Here is a 16,276-nt window from a genome sequence, read left to right as displayed (position 1 = left end):
TGGCGGCGTGTGGCGACCCGCTACGACAGGTGCCCGAAGGTCTTCCTGTCAGCCATCGCCCTCGCAGCACTCGTCATCTATTGGCTATGAGTCCTGACCCTAAGCAGGATCTTCCTTCATCTAGCTGAATAAATCCCGGAGAGCGCGAAAGGCTGACCTCCTCGCGGTCCAAACCTATCCGCCCGCGCCCCAACGCTTTTCGAGTGCTTCCAGCGCCGCTATCCGCTCATCGGTGTTGGGATGGCTCATCAACCATGCGGGCACAACTCCGGCGCGTTGCTGGGTCAAACCTTCCAGCTTGTGAAACAGGGATTTTTGCGGCCCGATCCCGATCCCGGCCTTGGTCAGCAAAGCAGCGGCATATTCATCGGCCTCATACTCATCCCCGCGCGACAGGCGCGAGGCCAGAAGATGCGTCAACATGTTGGCAATCCACGCGCCGATGAAGGGAATGAACCGGTTCAACAGCATCATCAACGCGGCCCGCAACGCGTTCTGGCCGGAAAAATCGATCATCCGACGCCGCGCGTGACCCAGTGCCACATGCCCCAGTTCATGCGCGATGACACTGGCCATTTCTTCGGCCGAGACCTCTCCGTTCCGAAACTTGCGGTAGAACCCACGGGTGATAAATATCCGCCCGTCCGGTGCGGCCAGCCCGTTCACCGGGTCGATCTCGTAGATGTAGACGGGCACCCGGTCGATCTCCAACGCCGCCGCCAGCCGGTCGGTCATGCGTTTCAGCGCAGGATCGGCCAGTTCGGTCGATTTTGCGTCCAGTTCCCTGTGTGTACGCCAGACAGAAATCCGGTACATCACAACGGCGTAGGCTATGGCCAGCAGGATCGGGGTTAGGCGAAGCATAAGGTAAATATGGGTAAACGCTGGTTGTGAGACAATATCGGTTTGGGCAGTTTGTCTGCTTTGCGCGACAAAGCAGCAATCCGAGCACTACGTAAAATTGACCACTAGACTGTTAGTGGGTGCTTTTCCGAAAGAGAATCTGGGCAATTCCTAGCGTCGGGGGAACTTGCGTTCAGCTTCACTGATTAAAGTGTAATTGGTGGCCCAAATGGATTCGAACATTGGGGTGGCTTGGTCGTGGTATAGTAAAATGGCTGTTTCCAAGCCCCCATTTTTCAATGCTTCGGAAATTGACCCGGATAGATCAACTAAAACTAGAACCTGTGCTACAGACTCTTTCAAACGCCTTTTTTCTTCTTCCTTTAGATCAGCGTTCGTGTCCAAGTGTGCAGATAGCCTTTTAAACTTAGGTAATAGCAGGCTTTCTGCTGCTTCACCCAACATTGCGGCATGGGTCCCATAACCCAAATCACCTTCGTTCCACCCGCCTTGAACAGCGATGATGGCATTTGCCTGAAGAAAATAGAGGTGCCTGCTGTTTTGCTCGAATTCTCGAAATAGTCTTAGCGAATTTTGGGCCCGGATCAGTTCAACTCGCTCGTCGGATTCGGATTGTCCTGACGCTGCATCCGGACTCCCACCGAACAGTATTAGAAAACTGACAATGACTCCCAAAAACCGCGAAGCTCGCATGTTTCACTCTCCCAATCTATCGAGAGGCCAAACGTCAAGTTTGGTGAGACGCACTTTAACACAGTGCTGTGAAAAAGTCTGCCTTGGGGCTCAAAGCCGCCATCCGCCAATCTTCACTTAACGCGTCAATTCTCGCATCCCCTGTTCCAGTCCGGCCAGCGTCATCGGGACCATGCGGTCTTCGAAAATTTCCTGAATCATGCCGATCGAGTGGGTGTAGCCCCAGTATTTTTCGGGCACCGGGTTGATCCACAGGTTCGATGCCCACTGTTCGCGGGCGCGCTGCAGCCAGACCTGACCAGCCTCCTTGTTCCAGTGCTCGTTGGCACCGCCGGGATAGGCGATCTCGTAGGGGCTCATCGAGGCGTCGCCGACGAAAATGCACTTGTAGTCCGAGCCATAGGTCCGCAGTACCTCATGCGTTGGGGTCTGCTGATCCCAGCGGCGGCGATTGTCGCGCCAGACGCCTTCATACAGGCAATTGTGGAAATAGTAATATTCCAGATGCTTGAATTCGGTCCGGGCGGCCGAGAACAGTTCCTCCACCACCTTGATGTGCGGGTCCATCGAGCCGCCCACGTCCAGAAACAGCAGCACTTTGACCGCGTTGTGACGCTCGGGGCGGGTTTTGACGTCCAGATAGCCGTGCTCGGCGGTGGCGCGGATGGTGCCGTCCAGATCCAGTTCCTCGGCCGCACCTTCACGTGCCCAGCGGCGCAGGCGTTTCAGCGCGACCTTGATGTTGCGGGTGCCCAGTTCAACCGTGTCGTCCAAGTTCTTGAATTCGCGCTTGTCCCAGACTTTCACGGCACGCTGATGGCGGCTTTCCTTCTGGCCGATTCGCACGCCTTCGGGGTTGTAACCATAGGCCCCGAAGGGTGAGGTCCCGGCAGTGCCGATCCACTTGTTGCCGCCCTGATGGCGGCCTTGCTGGTCTTTCAGACGCTCGCGCAGCGTCTCCATCAGCTTTTCAAAACCGCCCAAGGCCTCAATCTCGGCCTTTTCTTCATCGGACAGGTGCTTTTCGGCCATCTTGGCCAGCCAATCGGCGGGGATATCGACGGCCTCGAGCACCTGATCAAAGCTGATTTCGTTCAACCCTTCGAAACTGGCGGCAAAGGCGCGGTCGAACTTGTCGATGTTGCGCTCGTCCTTCACCATCGAGACGCGGGCGAGATAGTAGAATGCCTCGACATCATAGGTGGCCAGACCCTTTTTCATGCCCTCAAGAAACGTCAGGTATTCGCGCAAGGATACGGGAATGCCAGCTTTGCGGAGGTTTTCGAAAAAGGGCAGGAACATCGCTTACCCCACGAACCTTACAAGGATCAGCGACAGCACCAGCCCGGTAAGCGCAAAGGCAATGCCATAACCGGCAGCGTATTGGGCCATGTCGGCACCATTGCCATTGCGTTTGCGTGCCGTCAGCGCCCCAAGGATCGCCCCCAGTATCGCCATTCCCAAAACCACGACCATGCGTTATCCGCCCCTGTTGTTGCGAGGTCCTTCCGCAACGTCCTGCATCAGCGACCGGACCACCGTTTCCGAGCCGAAGCCGTAGCGTGCCCATCCTAGACTGTCCAGCCTGACGGAACGTGCCTGAGCGGTCCGGCCTGCCTGATTTAGCGCTTCGGATTTCAGCAGCAGCAACGTGGCCAGTTGCGATGCGTTTTCGGCACGTGTCATCACGTCGATGGCCTTGTCCAGTTCAGGCAGAGCTTCGGGGCCTTTGCCCTGCGCCAGCGCAAAGGCAGCGGTTTGGGTGGTGACATAGGCCTGATGGACCTCGGTGCCGGGAGTGGCGCGCAGAAATTGCAGGGCAATCTGATAGTTGCGCAGCGCCTCCTGTGGGTTATCGAACTGTTCCATACGCCCCATCACATAATAGGGATAGGCGCGGCGGTGGTCGGTCCAACCTTGTTCCTGCCCGATCCGGGCGGCCAGTTTGGCGTCTCTCAGACGTCTTTTTACCCCGCGTGTCGGTCGCAGAGATTTCTGAACCGCGTTGACCCACTCTCGCGGTGTCTCGGAAACCGGTTGCGCAGGCAAAGCGTCTCCGCGCGGGTTCAGGCGGCTGAGAACGTCGGGCAGGGCGGATTCAACTTGTTCGCGGGTCATGCCGCTGCGCAGTTCGGGCGCATAGGCCGTGCGCAGGATCAGCATGTCGAAACCCGTCAGAACGGTGTGGATATTGTCGTCGTTAAACACCGAATCCGGTAGGTGGTACAGGTCGTTCAACGGGCCCAACGCCTGCGCGACCTCTTCGTGCAGACAGTCGCGCTTTTCCTGCGGGCTGACGTCATAGGGGATGAAAATACCCAGGCGCTCGCGGCTGCGCAGGCGGGACCAGCTGCTTTTTTGTTTGCGTCGGTCGCGGCGGTATTCCTGAAAACTTGAGGAGTTGGGCACCACGAAACAGGCCGCCTGCGGCAGGATGGCATGGATTTCGTCCTGACTGACAGCCTCGATGGTGATGTTGGCCGTACCGTCAGAGATTTGACGGATGTCTATTCCGGCTTCACGGCGCAGGCGGTTCAGCAAACGGGTCAGGTCGCGCTGCATCGACGGGGTAGGGGCACCGGTCAGGCGGACGGTGATCGGGGTTTCGAACCGCGTGAACACTGGTAATTGAGCGCCCCCTTCCAGCGCGAAATGCAAGGATACGAAATCAGCCGCGATATTTGCGTTCGACCTGCCCGCAGGCGTGGGGGTCGAACGGGTAAACGCTTTGGCTGGCGGCAGTTTTTCCTCAATGACCTGAACGCGGGTCGGGACTTCGCTTGTCTCAACAGTCGCGCAGCCCGTCAGCGCCAAAGCGGCAATGATCGCGGTCCAACGCATCATGGACGCTGGTACCGGATGAATGGCGTTTGCTTGCCGATGCGGTCATACAGCTTGCGGGCGGTGTGATTGAAATCCTGCGTCAGCCAGTAGACGGACGGGGCTCCCTGACGATCGGCCTCATCATAGACAGCTTGGATCAGGGCGCGACCGACGCCGGTGCCGCGTGTCTCGGGCCGGGCGTAAAGGTCCTGCAAGTAGCAGACGGATTCAACTTTCCAAGCGTGGCGATGAAACAGGTAATGGGTCAGACCAACCAGTCGCCCATTTGTCTCGGCGACAAAGCACGAAAACTCATTCGGATCGTCGCCCAGCAGGCGTGCGAAGGTGGTGTCATAGACCGCATCCAGCACCGTTGTTTCATAGAAGGCCAGATAGTCGCGCCACATGTCCGACCAGTCTGGGCGGTCTTCGGGCTGCAACGCGCGGATGGTCAGAGAGTCAGCCATTCAGAATGTCCCGTCTTGTCCGGTCATACATAGCCCGGACACACCGGACCGCCATCTGCAATGCTGACAGGCAGGCCAGCGCAAAGCAAGCGGCGATCACCGGTTGTTCTATGCGCTCAGCGTTTGGCACGCGCCATGAACGCGAGACGTTCAAAAAGATGCACGTCTTGTTCATTCTTCAACAAAGCACCGTGTAGTTTGGGCAGGGCGTTGGCGCCATCGCGTTTCAAATCCTCGGACGTCAGGTCCTCGGCCAGCAACAGCTTCAGCCAGTCCAGGACCTCGGATGTCGAAGGTTTTTTCTTTAGGCCCTGCGTCTCGCGGATTTCATAGAACTGGGTGAGCGCGGTGGTCAGCAGCGCATCTTTGATGCCGGGGTGGTGCACCTCGACGATCCGGCGCATGGTCGCCTCGTCCGGAAAGCGGATGTAGTGGAAGAAGCAGCGGCGCAGGAAGGCGTCCGGCAGTTCCTTTTCGTTGTTCGAGGTGATGATGACGATGGGGCGGTGCCTTGCCCGGATGGTCTCACCGGTCTCATAGACGTGGAACTCCATTTTATCGAGTTCCTGCAGGAGGTCGTTGGGAAACTCGATATCGGCCTTGTCGATCTCATCGATCAGCAGAACGACCTTTTCGTCGGCCTCGAACGCCTGCCACAGTTTGCCTTTGCGGATATAGTTCGAAACGTCATGCACGCGCGCATCGCCCAATTGACTGTCGCGCAGGCGACTGACCGCATCATATTCATACAGGCCCTGCTGCGCGCGGGTGGTGGATTTCACATTCCACTCGATCATCTTCAGCCCCAGCGCACCGGCTACCTGCTTCGCCAGCTCGGTCTTGCCGGTGCCGGGCTCACCCTTGACCAGCAGCGGACGCTCCAACGTCACGGCAGCGTTTACCGCAATGTTCAGGTCGTCGGTGGCAACATACTCTGCGGTGCCTTGGAAACGTGCGGTCATGGGCCCCTCGTGTGGTTTCGCGCAATCTGTGCCGTTCGGGTTACAGAGAGGCGATGATTTTGACAAGCGGGGCCGCGACGTCCTGCACCGTGAAATAAACCGCGCCTTCGGTCCTTTTGGCGTGATTCGACTGAAATCGGATGCCCCTTTGGTTGTGATTTGCCGCAAAAATGCCCAATGAATTCCGCAGAAAAACAAGCTTTTGTTGTTACATGTATCATATTTAGACAAGTCAGAAACGTGACGTATCAAGACGACGTTTGTGTAGTGACATTCGCACGTGCGTCAGATAAACGCTCCGCAGAAGGGAGAGCCAAATGTCTGGTGAAACAACTGCAACCGACGTTTCTGGCCATACCGAGGGAGCAAAGATGAAGCAGGAAGTTTTTCTGCCGGAGGATTACTGTCCGGCCGAAGATGAGCCTTTCATGAATGACCGTCAGCTTGAGTATTTCCGCCGCAAGCTGCTGGATTGGAAGAATGAACTTTTGGCGGGCAGCCGCGACACGATCGAAGGGCTGCAGGGCAACACCCGTAACATTCCGGACGTTGCTGACCGCGCAAGCGAGGAAACCGACCGCGCGCTAGAGCTGCGCACCCGCGACCGTCAGCGCAAGCTGGTGGCCAAGATCGACTCGGCCCTGCGCCGCATTGACGAGGGTGAATACGGCTATTGCGAAATGACGGGCGACCCGATCTCGCTGAAACGTTTGGACGCGCGTCCGATCGCGACCATGACGCTTGAGGCGCAGGAGCGCCACGAGCGCCGCGAAAAGGTCCACCGCGACGATTGATCGCTGGAAAATTCGGGAAAACACCAGCGCCGGGGCCTGTGGCCTCGGCGTTTTTGCGTTAAGGCGGTGCCATGAATATCGACGGTCTGAAATTCAGTATCATCGGCGGCGGCATCGGCGGGCTGGCGGCTGCTCTGGCGCTGCGGCACCGCGGTGCGCAGGTGACGGTTCTGGAGCAGGCTCCGGCCCTGACCGAGGTCGGCGCAGGATTGCAGATCAGCGCCAACGGTGTAGCGGTTCTACGGGCGCTTGGCGTGGTGGGGAGCGTGCCCGAGGACGGGCAGCTGTCCCACGGAACGACGCTGCGCGATTATCGCAAGGGCCGCGTGATCAGTAGGGTTCCTGCGCCTGCGGCTGGTCCGACCTACTATTACCACCGTGCCGATCTGCTGGACCTGTTGCAACGGGCGGCGCGGGATGCTGGGGTTGATATCCAGCTAGGCGCACGCGTGACAAAGGTTGTCAAGCATCCAAGCGAGGCCGATGTCGTGCTGGAGGGCGGCGAGCGGTTGCGGTCGGAATGCGTCATTGCCGCAGATGGCGGGCGCAGCACGATCCGACCGATCCTGAACGGCACCGAGGCACCTCAGTTCACCCATCAGGTCGCCTGGCGGGCAACGATCCCCTGGTCGCAACGCGAAGAGATGCCACGTGCATCGCTGACTATGGGTCCTGGGCGCCATGTGGTCACCTATCCGCTGCGCGATCAGCGTCTGATGAATGTGGTGGCGATTGAAGAACGTTCGGACTGGCGAGAGGAAGGCTGGCGTCTGCAAGGCGACACCGATGATCTGCGCGCGCGCTTTGCAGATTTCGGCGGTCCGGTGCACGATATTCTGGCCGAGGTGACCGAAACCCACCTGTGGGCCCTGTTCCTGCGCCCCGTTGCGCAAAGCTGGCAAAACGGGCGTTTAGCGCTGCTGGGCGACGCGGCCCATCCCACGCTGCCCTTCCTGGCGCAGGGCGCATGTCTGGCGTTGGAGGATGCGTGGATTCTGGCCCGTGCTTTCGAAGATCAATCGGGTGTGAAACAAGCCCTTACCGCCTACGAAACGCAGCGCCGCCCCAGGGCAAGGCAAGTTGTTACCGCCGCCGGAGCAAATGCGCGCAACTTCCACCTGCGCGGACCAATGCGATTGGCGGCGCAGATGGCTCTGATGGCGGTTGGGGCTCAATTGGCGAAGAAATACGAGTGGATCTACAGCTTCGACGCGACGGCGTGAACAGTTACAGGTCGAGGTCAACCCAGACCGGCACGTGATCCGATGGCTTTTCGTACCCGCGCACCGCTGAATCAATCTGACAGTCGCGCATCAGATCGGCAGCCTGCGGTGTCAGCAAGAAATGGTCGATTCGAATGCCGTCATTCTTGTTCCATGCCCCGGCCTGATAGTCCCAAAAGGAATAGTGCCCCGGCCCCTGAATGCGCGCTCGAAATGCCTCGGTGAACCCAAGGTTCAACACTTTGCGAAACGCGGCGCGGCTTTCGGTACGGAACAGGGCGTCCTCGCGCCAGGCATCCGGACGGGCTGCATCCTCGGGCTGTGGGATGATGTTGTAGTCACCCGCCATCAGCGCCGGTTCCTCGCTGGCCATCAGGTCACGCGCGCGGTAATAAAGCCGCTCCATCCACGCCAGTTTGTAATCGTATTTCGGACCTGGGGCCGGGTTGCCGTTGGGCAGGTACAGCCCGCAGATACGCAGCGCCTTTTTGCCAATTGCCGTGGCCTCGATCCAGCGCGCCTGTTCGTCATCGTCGTCGCCGGGCAGGCCGCGAGATACGTCTTCAAGCGGTAGCTTTGACAGGATTGCCACACCGTTGAAGCTTTTTTGCCCATGCGTTTCGACGATATAGCCGCGTTCCTCGAAAATCTCGCGCGGGAAGTTTTCGTCGACCGACTTGATCTCTTGCAGCAGTACAACGTCGGGCTGCGCATCATCCAGCCACCGCGGAAGGGCCTCGGCCCGCGCTTTGATGCCGTTGATGTTGAACGTGGCGATTTTCATGCGCGATCCTCCGGCTGGCTGCCGGTCGATCTATCCCTCAACCGCGCGGGCAGGGCAAGGTCACATTGAAAATGAAGTACCGCAACCGCAGGACGAGGTGGCGTTTGGGTTCTCGATCACAAACCTTGCACCGATCAGTTCCTGCGTGAAATCGATCACCGCGTTTTCCAGAAACGGCAGTGAAATCGAGTCGACAATCACCTTTTGGCCTTTGCCTTCCAGCACAAGGTCGTCCTCTTTGGGTTCATCCAACGCGATTTCGTATTGAAATCCGGAACATCCGCCGCCTTCCACCGCGACGCGCAGGGCCTGACCCTGATCCGCTGCACCGATCTCGGCGAGGCGGTCAAAGGCGCGTTCTGTGACTGTGGGGGGCAGATTCATGCCAGTCTCCAAAGGTTTATTTCCTTTACTCCTTACAATATAGAAAGTGCAAGGACAGGCGACAAGGATATGGCCTTTGGACAGAGCAGGTTTTGCCTCGGACCCGGGCCGCGCAAGGGGGCGGCTTGTTCCAGAGGAGGAAAGCAGTTTCCGGTCATGCTTTCAGCGCGACCGGGACAGGATCATTCATGCCAGTGCTTTTCGGCGGCTCAAACACAAGACGCAAGTGTTTGTGGAGCATGAGGGCGACAGCTACCGTACACGTCTGACCCATTCCATCGAAGTGGCACAAGTGGCGCGCACGATTGCTGGCGCGCTTGGCCTGAACCCGGAACTTACCGAGGCAGTGGCGCTGGCGCATGACCTGGGGCACACACCCTTCGGCCATACCGGAGAAGACGCTCTGCACGCGTTGATGGAGCCCTATGGAGGGTTCGATCACAACGCGCAGGCCATTCGGATCGTCACCAAGCTGGAACGGCACTACGCCGAATTCGACGGTTGCAACCTGACTTGGGAGTGTCTTGAAGGCATTGCCAAACACAACGGGCCGGTCGAAGGAGAGTTGCCGTGGGCGTTGGCCGAGTGCAACGAAGGTTTCGATCTTGAGCTGCACACGCACGCCAGTGCCGAGGCGCAGGTGGCCGCACTGTCAGACGACATTGCCTACAACAACCACGATCTGCTGGACGGTCTGCGGGCCAACCTGTTCACGGATGATGAAATCCAGCAATTGCCGATTGTGGGCGACTGCTATGCAAAGGTGGACCGGAAATACCCTGGTTTGGATCCGTATCGCCGCAGGCATGAAGCGCTTCGCCGGGTGTTTGGCGTCATGGTGTCAGATGTGATCGACACCTCGCGCGGGCTGATCGCCGCGTCAGGGGCGCAGACAGTCGAGGAGATCCGGCACTTGGGATTTCCGGTGGTTCAGTTCTCCAACGGTTTGTGGGCGCGGCTCAAGGAAATTCGCGCTTTTCTGTTCACGCGGATGTACCGCGCGCCCAGTGTGATGGAGGTGCGCGCAGAGGTCAGTGCAGTCGTGCAGGACTTGTTCCCGATATACCTTAATGATCCCAAGCAGATGCCTGCGCGCTGGCACGAAGATATCGAGGCGGCCGGCGATGAAACGGCGCTCGCCCGGATTGTGTCGGACTATATAGCCGGAATGACGGACCGCTTCGCGCTACAGGATCACAAAAGGCTGACGGCCCGGTAATTACTCAACCCCGATATAGGCCAGCGCCCACACCTGTTGACCAGATTGTTTTTGCGCCAGTTCCGCATCTTCGGTCGGGGGAAAGACGATCATGGTTGGGCCGTATCCGCCAATTCCCATCGGAGCCCCGTCGGCATGGGTGGCAACAATGGGCTGATGCGCGGTGACGCTCTCCCAAGCGATTTCGGACTGATAACCATCCAATGCCATTGGCTTTGCGGTTTTGCCCGCGGCGCCTGCCATCGTCATCACGTCCGACAGCAGCGGGCCTGAAAACGCGATGTCGCGCTGGTTGCCTTCCGGGCCGTAGGTGATCGTGATCTCGACCTGTTCCAGACCATCCAGCAAGGCGGCATCAAACCCGGCAGCCCCGTCGTGCTGAACCTCAAGATACCCCAAAAGGCCGCCGTCATTCTCACCCCGGGCCGGCAGGTTGGTCTCGGTGACCGCGCCGCCAAGTGTCAACAGAACGTGACCCTGAGGCGCAGGCATCTCGGCCCAGACCGGCAGCGATGTGGTCAGGGCGATGGCAAGGGGCAGGGCTAGGCGCATGAAACGGTCTCCGGGTTCGTATTTCCTGTGACCTTAGCCCCGTTTACGGTTAATCCAAGCGGAAACTGATCGCTTGCATTGACCTTGCTGCTTTGCGTGGTAAACCGCCGAGCAAGCAAAAGGACATCCGAAATGAACCTGTTTTCCGAGATCCGCGGCCTTGTATTGGACGCGCTGGCACAGATGCAGTCTGAAGGCGCGCTGCCCGAGGGGCTGAGCTTTGACAACGTGGCGGTCGAACCGCCGCGCGACGCCGCGCATGGCGACATGGCAACCAACGCTGCGATGGTGCTGGCGAAACCGGCCAAGATGAAACCGCGCGACATTGCCGATGTGCTGGCCGGGAAGCTGGCGGCGGATGACCGGATCACCAGCGCCGAGGTGGCGGGGCCCGGCTTTTTGAACCTGCGGCTTGCGCCGTCGGTCTGGCAGGGTGTGCTGGCAGCGGTGCTGGGGAAGGGCACCGACTATGGCCGCTCGACCATGGGTCATGGCCAGAGGGTGAACGTGGAATATGTCTCGGCCAACCCGACCGGTCCGCTGCATGTGGGCCATACGCGGGGCGCTGTGTTCGGTGATGCTCTGGCGAGCCTGCTGGCCTATTCCGGCCATGACGTGACCCGCGAATACTACATCAACGACGGCGGCGCGCAGGTGGATGTGCTGGCGCGGTCAGCGTACGAACGATATCGCGAGGCCAATGGCCTAAGCCCTGAGATTGCCGAAGGTCTCTATCCCGGTGACTACCTGATCCCGATCGGTGAGGCGCTGAAAGAGAAATACGGCGACAGCCTGATCGACAAGCCCGAGGCCGAGTGGCTGGATGAACTGCGTGAGTTCTCGACCGACGCGATGATGGATCTGATCCGGGCCGACCTGAAGGCGCTGGGTGTCGAGATGGATGTGTTCTTCTCGGAGAAATCTCTTTATGGCACGGGCCGGATCGAGGCTGCGCTTCAGTCCCTGACCGAAAAGGGCCTGATTTACGAAGGCGTGCTGGAACCACCCAAAGGCAAAAAGCCCGAGGATTGGGAGCCGCGCGAGCAGACCCTTTTCAAGTCCACCGAGCATGGTGACGACGTCGATCGTCCGGTCAAGAAATCGGACGGCAGCTGGACCTATTTCGCGCCGGATATCGCCTATCACTATGACAAGGTGACCCGCGGATTTGATGCTTTGATCGACGTGTTTGGCGCGGATCACGGCGGCTATGTCAAACGGATGAAGGCAGCCGTTTCGGCTCTGTCTGATGGTAAGGTGCCGTTGGATATCAAGCTGACCCAGTTGGTGAAGCTGTGGAAAAATGGCGAGCCGTTCAAGATGTCCAAGCGGGCAGGGAACTTTGTTACCCTACGCGATGTGGTTGATGCGGTCGGACCAGACGTTACCCGCTTTGTCATGTTGACTCGTAAGAATGACGCGCCTCTGGATTTCGATTTTGACCAGGTACTAGCAGGCAACAACGAGAACCCAGTTTACTACGTGCAATACGCACACGCGCGAGTCATGAGTGTATTGAGAAAAGCAGAATCTGCATCAATTCCTGCGGATGATGCTACCTTGGCGTCCGCTGATCTCAGTCGTTTGTCTCACGATGCTGAACTGACGTTAACCAAGAAAATTGCAGAATGGCCTCGTTTAGTTGAGGCTGCCGCCAAAGCTAATGAGCCTCATCGAGTGGTCTTCTACCTCATCGAGTTGGTAAATGACTTTAGTTATCTGTACAATTTGGGCTTTGACGATGAATCTGTACGCTTCATCCAGGATGGCGATGTTGCCACAAGCCAGTCAAAAATCGCATTGGCCCGGGCTGTTTCTGTTGTGATTTCAGCGGGCTTGGATATTCTTGGCGTCACTCCGGCGCAGGAGATGCGGTAACTAACACCGCCCGAACCGCCGGAACGAGGCAGACAAGAAATGACCCGCGCGCCATGTTTTAAGGCGCTATCGGGCGGTGAGGCGGATATGGCAAGTTACGATTACTCGGGGCAGATGCGCCCCGAGCAGATGCATTACACGAATCAACCGAATCCTGAGGATGGGTACGAGTATTCCGACGACATGCACGGATATGAAGAGGCTCCGCGCGCAGCGGGGCTGAGCCGTATCGTCAATGCGATGGGCGCGGTTGCGTCCCTTGCTCTGGTCGCCGGGATCGGCGTTTGGGGCTACAAGTTGGTGATGCGCGATGTGTCCGGTGTGCCGGTCGTGCGGGCCATCGAGGGGCCGATGCGCGTTCAGCCCGATAACCCCGGCGGAACGCCTGCGGATCATCAGGGTCTGGCCGTCAACGCCGTGGCTGCGGTGGGAACCGCCGCACCGCCTGCGGACCGTCTGATCCTTGCGCCGCGCCCGGTGTCGCTGACCGATGAAGACACGCCAGTTGAACCGCTGAGGCCCACCCCGGCCGTGCATGTGGTTCAGGAAGAGATATCCAACCAAGAGGCCGCCGAGCTGCGTCAGGATACGGTGGATGCTCTGGTTTCCGAGCTGGCAGGGGACGCGGCCCAGATTGACGAACCGACGGAAGAAGGCGTGCAACTGGCTGCCTTGTCCTTGCTCGAAGAAGAGCCTGCAATCGATCCCACCGATCTGGCCGCACAACTGCCCGATCCAGAACTGGCTGCATTGCCTGGGGTCCGCCGGTCTTTGCGCCCGATCACGCGCCCGGCCCGCGCAACGCCCAGCCGCATCACTCCGAACAGCAGCACCGAAGACGCGATCAATGCCGCCGTCAAAGCGGCTGTTGGGGTGGATATTGATCCTGACACGCTGTCCAAAGGCACCCGCATGGCGCAGCTTGGCGCTTATGAAAGCTCGGACGTGGCGCGCGCAGAATGGGATCGACTGAATGGTCAGTTTGGGGATTATATGGATGGAAAACAGCGTGTTATCCAGAAAACCTCACGCGGCGGACGGACCTTTTATCGGTTGCGCGTTCTGGGGTTTGACGACCTGAGCGACTCGCGTCAGTTCTGTGCTGCGCTTGAGGCGAGCGGTGCCGATTGCATCCCGGTGGCCGCTCGGTGAGTTTTGGTGCGGCCATTACCGACGCCGAAGGCCTGCGCCTGACGCCACAGGAAAAGAGACTGTTTCGCGAGATGAACCCGTTCGGGTTCATTTTGTTTGCGCGCAATATCGACACTGCCGATCAGGTCCGGACCCTATGCGATGAATTCCGCGATGCCGTGGGCCGCAATTGCCCCATCACAATCGATCAGGAGGGCGGTCGGGTCCAGCGCCTGCGCGCACCACTGGCCCGCGAATGGCTGCCACCACTGGATCACGTTGCGCGGGCCGGGGAACAGGCCGAACGGGCGATGTATCTGCGGTATCGTCTGATCGCCGATGAGCTATTCGGGCTGGGCATTGACAGCAATTGCGCCCCGATGGTTGATCTGGCGCGGGACAATACGCACGCGTTTCTGAAAAACCGCTGCTATGGCTCTGATCCCAAACAGGTTTCGCGGCTGGGAAAGGCCGTTGCCAGGGGCCATCTGGATGGCGGCGTTTTGCCCGTCATCAAGCATATGCCGGGCCATGGTCTGTCCACGCTCGACAGTCACCACGACCTACCACACGTGGACCTGACACAGGACGCGCTGGAACAGGTCGATTTCGTTCCGTTCCGCGATCTGAACGATCTGCCGATGGGGATGACGGCGCACCTGGTCTATGACCGGATCGACCCGCAACCAGCGACGATCTCGCCGACTATGATCGGCCTGATCCGCGACAAGATCGGGTTCGACGGGTTGATTATGACCGACGATATCTCGATGAAGGCCCTGAGCGGTGCGCCCGAGGACATTGCCCGTCAGGCGCTGGACGCGGGGTGTGATGTGGTTTTGCACTGCAATGGCACGTTTGACGCGCGCGCCAAGGTGCTGGACGCGGCCGGACAAATGACCGAGCAGGCCGCGAAGCGCGCAGAAAAGGCGCTGACGATGCGGCAAAAGCCTGCGGAACTTGACATCCAGGCCGCCGAGGCGGAACTATCTGCCCTAATGGGCGGGCAGGTATATGAACGATAATCTTTTCAGAGAAGACCCGGTCTCGGTCGCGGATCGCCTTGCGGCCGAAGCACTGATCGTTGACGTCGACGGCTTCGAAGGCCCGCTGGACGTGCTGCTGACCCTGTCGCGCACACAAAAGGTTGACCTGCGGAAAATCTCGGTACTGGCGCTGGCGCAACAATATCTGGCCTTTGTCGAAAAGGCCCGAGCACTGCGGATTGAACTAGCGGCTGATTATCTGGTGATGGCGGCCTGGCTGGCTTTCCTGAAATCCCGTCTGTTGCTGCCGCCGGACCCGGATGACGAAGGCCCGTCGGGTGAGGAGCTGGCAGCGCACCTGGCCTTTCAGTTGGAACGCTTACAGGCTATGCGGGATGCCGCCGCCCGCCTGATGGCACGCGATCAGCTGGGCCGCGATTTTTTCAAACGCGGGCAGGGCGAGGACGTCACCCGCATCCGCACCGTGACTTATTCTGCCACTCTGCTGGACCTGATGCAGGGCTATGCCCGCATTCGCACGCGTGACGAATTCCGGCCTTTTGTCATGGACCGCGACGCCGTATTCACGATGGAACAGGCGCTGGAACGGATGCGCCCTCTGATCGGGTTTGCCGGTGCCTGGACGGATATGGAGACATATTTGCCCGAGGGTTGGGACGCCGACCCGGTCCGGCGCCGGTCGGCCACGGCGGCGACCTTTGCAGCCTCGCTGGAGTTGGTGAAAGAAGGACATATGGAAATCAAGCAAAGCGAAACCTTTGCCCCGATCCATCTGCGTAAGAGGACCGAAACTCGTGACTGACGCCCCCGAAGACGAAGGCACCGGCACCCTGTTCGAAGCTCCGCCCGTTGCGGAACAGGAACGTATGGTCGAAGCCGTGCTGTTCGCCAGTGCTGAACCGGTGACGGTTGGTGATCTTGAAGCCCGTATGCCCCATGGCAGCGATGCCGCACAAGCGGTTGAAATGCTTCAAAAACGCTATCAAGGGCGTGGCGTTCGCGTGGTCCGCGTGGGCGAGGCCTGGGCCATCCGCACAGCCCCCGATCTAGGCTTTCTGATGCAGAAGGAAACGGTTGAGACTCGAAAGTTGAGTCGGGCCGCCATCGAAACGCTGGCCATCGTTGCCTATCACCAGCCCTGCACCCGGGCTGAGATCGAGGAAATCCGCGGCGTTTCGGTTTCGCGCGGGACCATCGACCAATTATTGGAAATGGAGTGGATCCGGCTGGGCCGCCGCCGCATGACACCGGGCCGTCCGGTGACCTTTGTGGTGACACCGCATTTCCTCGACCATTTCGGGCTGGAGAACGCCCGCGATCTACCAGGCCTCAAGGAATTGCGCGCCGCAGGGTTGCTTGAAAACAGGCCACCGCCGGGCACTATTCCCTTGGGGGAAGGGCGTGAGGACGAAGAAGACGAGGATCAGACCGAATTGTTCGAGGAAGAGTGATCACATAGCCCTTTTGTTGTCACATGGGACCCCTATGTTGGACA

At 59.2% G+C, this 16,276-nt stretch carries 18 protein-coding genes and 1 pseudogene; 9 read left to right on the top strand and 10 right to left on the bottom strand.

Annotation, left to right across the window (positions count from 1 at the left end; genetic code table 11):
• Positions 1-90, top strand: a pseudogene (locus tag ACR1XY_RS01820) (IS5/IS1182 family transposase); the annotation flags it as partial.
• A gap of 84 nt (positions 91-174) precedes the next feature.
• Here the strand turns inward: ACR1XY_RS01820 and ACR1XY_RS01815 are convergent.
• The 7 genes from ACR1XY_RS01815 to ACR1XY_RS01785 all read right to left on the bottom strand — a co-directional run bounded on the left by ACR1XY_RS01815 (position 175) and on the right by ACR1XY_RS01785 (position 5,809).
• Positions 175-864, bottom strand: coding sequence for a M48 family metallopeptidase (locus tag ACR1XY_RS01815; RefSeq protein ID WP_480589494.1), 690 nt, complete (start codon positions 862-864; stop codon positions 175-177).
• A 150-nt stretch (positions 865-1,014) separates the two neighbouring features.
• Positions 1,015-1,557, bottom strand: a complete 543-nt coding sequence (locus ACR1XY_RS01810) for a hypothetical protein (protein WP_480589493.1) — start codon at positions 1,555-1,557, stop codon at positions 1,015-1,017.
• A 117-nt stretch (positions 1,558-1,674) separates the two neighbouring features.
• A complete protein-coding gene (locus tag ACR1XY_RS01805) occupies positions 1,675-2,859 on the bottom strand; it encodes a vWA domain-containing protein (RefSeq protein WP_480589492.1) in 1,185 nt (394 codons plus the stop codon).
• Positions 2,860-2,862: 3 nt separating this feature from the next.
• The gene (locus tag ACR1XY_RS01800) at positions 2,863-3,033 is read right to left on the bottom strand and encodes a hypothetical protein (protein ID WP_480589491.1); all 171 of its coding nucleotides are present in this window, start codon (positions 3,031-3,033) and stop codon (positions 2,863-2,865) included.
• A 3-nt stretch (positions 3,034-3,036) separates the two neighbouring features.
• On the bottom strand, positions 3,037-4,401 hold the full coding sequence (locus ACR1XY_RS01795; protein ID WP_480589490.1) for a DUF2927 domain-containing protein: 1,365 nt from the start codon (positions 4,399-4,401) through the stop codon (positions 3,037-3,039).
• Complete coding sequence (locus ACR1XY_RS01790) at positions 4,398-4,847, bottom strand: N-acetyltransferase family protein (protein ID WP_480589489.1); 450 nt, start codon at positions 4,845-4,847, stop codon at positions 4,398-4,400. The genes ACR1XY_RS01795 and ACR1XY_RS01790 overlap by 4 nt, the downstream gene beginning before the upstream one ends.
• Before the next feature lie 116 nt (positions 4,848-4,963).
• Positions 4,964-5,809: an AAA family ATPase gene (locus tag ACR1XY_RS01785; RefSeq protein WP_480589488.1), complete on the bottom strand. Its 846-nt coding sequence runs from the start codon at positions 5,807-5,809 to the stop codon at positions 4,964-4,966.
• A 371-nt stretch (positions 5,810-6,180) separates the two neighbouring features.
• On the opposite strand from ACR1XY_RS01785, the gene dksA reads away from it, so the two are divergent.
• Together dksA and ACR1XY_RS01775 are read left to right on the top strand one after the other, a co-directional pair.
• On the top strand, positions 6,181-6,603 hold the full coding sequence (gene dksA / locus ACR1XY_RS01780) for an RNA polymerase-binding protein DksA (RefSeq protein ID WP_480589500.1): 423 nt from the start codon (positions 6,181-6,183) through the stop codon (positions 6,601-6,603).
• A 71-nt stretch (positions 6,604-6,674) separates the two neighbouring features.
• Positions 6,675-7,826: an FAD-dependent monooxygenase gene (locus ACR1XY_RS01775; protein ID WP_480589487.1), complete on the top strand. Its 1,152-nt coding sequence runs from the start codon at positions 6,675-6,677 to the stop codon at positions 7,824-7,826.
• 4 nt (positions 7,827-7,830) lie between these two features.
• On the opposite strand, the gene xth is transcribed toward ACR1XY_RS01775, so the two are convergent.
• Positions 7,831-8,610, bottom strand: a complete 780-nt coding sequence (gene xth / locus ACR1XY_RS01770) for an exodeoxyribonuclease III (protein ID WP_480589486.1) — start codon at positions 8,608-8,610, stop codon at positions 7,831-7,833.
• A gap of 60 nt (positions 8,611-8,670) precedes the next feature.
• On the bottom strand, positions 8,671-8,994 hold the full coding sequence (locus ACR1XY_RS01765) for a HesB/IscA family protein (protein WP_170325221.1): 324 nt from the start codon (positions 8,992-8,994) through the stop codon (positions 8,671-8,673).
• Positions 8,995-9,070: 76 nt separating this feature from the next.
• Between ACR1XY_RS01765 and ACR1XY_RS01760 the strand changes: the two genes are divergently transcribed.
• Positions 9,071-10,213 (top strand): deoxyguanosinetriphosphate triphosphohydrolase, encoded by a 1,143-nt coding sequence (locus tag ACR1XY_RS01760; protein WP_480589485.1) that lies wholly within the window; start codon positions 9,071-9,073, stop codon positions 10,211-10,213.
• On the opposite strand, the gene ACR1XY_RS01755 is transcribed toward ACR1XY_RS01760, so the two are convergent.
• Complete coding sequence (locus ACR1XY_RS01755; RefSeq protein WP_480589484.1) at positions 10,214-10,765, bottom strand: putative pterin-binding protein; 552 nt, start codon at positions 10,763-10,765, stop codon at positions 10,214-10,216.
• Between the two features lie 132 nt (positions 10,766-10,897).
• Between ACR1XY_RS01755 and argS the strand changes: the two genes are divergently transcribed.
• Genes argS through scpB form a run of 5 tightly spaced genes read left to right on the top strand, consistent with a single transcriptional unit; the run spans position 10,898 to position 16,232 of the window.
• The gene (gene argS, locus ACR1XY_RS01750) at positions 10,898-12,643 is read left to right on the top strand and encodes an arginine--tRNA ligase (protein WP_480589483.1); all 1,746 of its coding nucleotides are present in this window, start codon (positions 10,898-10,900) and stop codon (positions 12,641-12,643) included.
• A 39-nt stretch (positions 12,644-12,682) separates the two neighbouring features.
• Entirely contained in the window at positions 12,683-13,795 is a 1,113-nt protein-coding gene (locus ACR1XY_RS01745) for an SPOR domain-containing protein (protein ID WP_480589482.1), read from the top strand.
• Positions 13,792-14,799: a beta-N-acetylhexosaminidase gene (nagZ, locus tag ACR1XY_RS01740; RefSeq protein ID WP_480589481.1), complete on the top strand. Its 1,008-nt coding sequence runs from the start codon at positions 13,792-13,794 to the stop codon at positions 14,797-14,799. Before ACR1XY_RS01745 ends, nagZ begins: the two co-directional genes overlap by 4 nt.
• Complete coding sequence (locus ACR1XY_RS01735) at positions 14,789-15,583, top strand: segregation and condensation protein A (RefSeq protein ID WP_480589480.1); 795 nt, start codon at positions 14,789-14,791, stop codon at positions 15,581-15,583. The genes nagZ and ACR1XY_RS01735 overlap by 11 nt, the downstream gene beginning before the upstream one ends.
• Complete coding sequence (gene scpB / locus ACR1XY_RS01730) at positions 15,576-16,232, top strand: SMC-Scp complex subunit ScpB (protein ID WP_480589479.1); 657 nt, start codon at positions 15,576-15,578, stop codon at positions 16,230-16,232. Before ACR1XY_RS01735 ends, scpB begins: the two co-directional genes overlap by 8 nt.
• The last annotated feature ends 44 nt before the right edge of the window (positions 16,233-16,276 follow it).

This window comes from Ruegeria sp. AD11(2025) (assembly GCF_056542405.1).
The sequence above is the reverse complement of the archived record's forward strand: the minus strand, read 5'-3'. Positions and strand labels throughout refer to the sequence as shown.

What these genes read in the sequence shown, in the direction of transcription:
- ACR1XY_RS01815 (WP_480589494.1), bottom strand. Translation starts at nt 864, where the DNA reads ATGCTTCGCCTAACCCCGATCCTGCTGGCCATAGCCTACGCCGTTGTG.
- ACR1XY_RS01810 (WP_480589493.1), bottom strand. Translation starts at nt 1,557, where the DNA reads ATGCGAGCTTCGCGGTTTTTGGGAGTCATTGTCAGTTTTCTAATACTG.
- ACR1XY_RS01805 (WP_480589492.1), bottom strand. Translation starts at nt 2,859, where the DNA reads ATGTTCCTGCCCTTTTTCGAAAACCTCCGCAAAGCTGGCATTCCCGTA.
- ACR1XY_RS01800 (WP_480589491.1), bottom strand. Translation starts at nt 3,033, where the DNA reads ATGGTCGTGGTTTTGGGAATGGCGATACTGGGGGCGATCCTTGGGGCG.
- ACR1XY_RS01795 (WP_480589490.1), bottom strand. Translation starts at nt 4,401, where the DNA reads ATGATGCGTTGGACCGCGATCATTGCCGCTTTGGCGCTGACGGGCTGC.
- ACR1XY_RS01790 (WP_480589489.1), bottom strand. Translation starts at nt 4,847, where the DNA reads ATGGCTGACTCTCTGACCATCCGCGCGTTGCAGCCCGAAGACCGCCCA.
- ACR1XY_RS01785 (WP_480589488.1), bottom strand. Translation starts at nt 5,809, where the DNA reads ATGACCGCACGTTTCCAAGGCACCGCAGAGTATGTTGCCACCGACGAC.
- dksA (WP_480589500.1), top strand. Translation starts at nt 6,181, where the DNA reads ATGAAGCAGGAAGTTTTTCTGCCGGAGGATTACTGTCCGGCCGAAGAT.
- ACR1XY_RS01775 (WP_480589487.1), top strand. Translation starts at nt 6,675, where the DNA reads ATGAATATCGACGGTCTGAAATTCAGTATCATCGGCGGCGGCATCGGC.
- xth (WP_480589486.1), bottom strand. Translation starts at nt 8,610, where the DNA reads ATGAAAATCGCCACGTTCAACATCAACGGCATCAAAGCGCGGGCCGAG.
- ACR1XY_RS01765 (WP_170325221.1), bottom strand. Translation starts at nt 8,994, where the DNA reads ATGAATCTGCCCCCCACAGTCACAGAACGCGCCTTTGACCGCCTCGCC.
- ACR1XY_RS01755 (WP_480589484.1), bottom strand. Translation starts at nt 10,765, where the DNA reads ATGCGCCTAGCCCTGCCCCTTGCCATCGCCCTGACCACATCGCTGCCG.
- argS (WP_480589483.1), top strand. Translation starts at nt 10,898, where the DNA reads ATGAACCTGTTTTCCGAGATCCGCGGCCTTGTATTGGACGCGCTGGCA.
- ACR1XY_RS01745 (WP_480589482.1), top strand. Translation starts at nt 12,683, where the DNA reads ATGACCCGCGCGCCATGTTTTAAGGCGCTATCGGGCGGTGAGGCGGAT.
- ACR1XY_RS01735 (WP_480589480.1), top strand. Translation starts at nt 14,789, where the DNA reads ATGAACGATAATCTTTTCAGAGAAGACCCGGTCTCGGTCGCGGATCGC.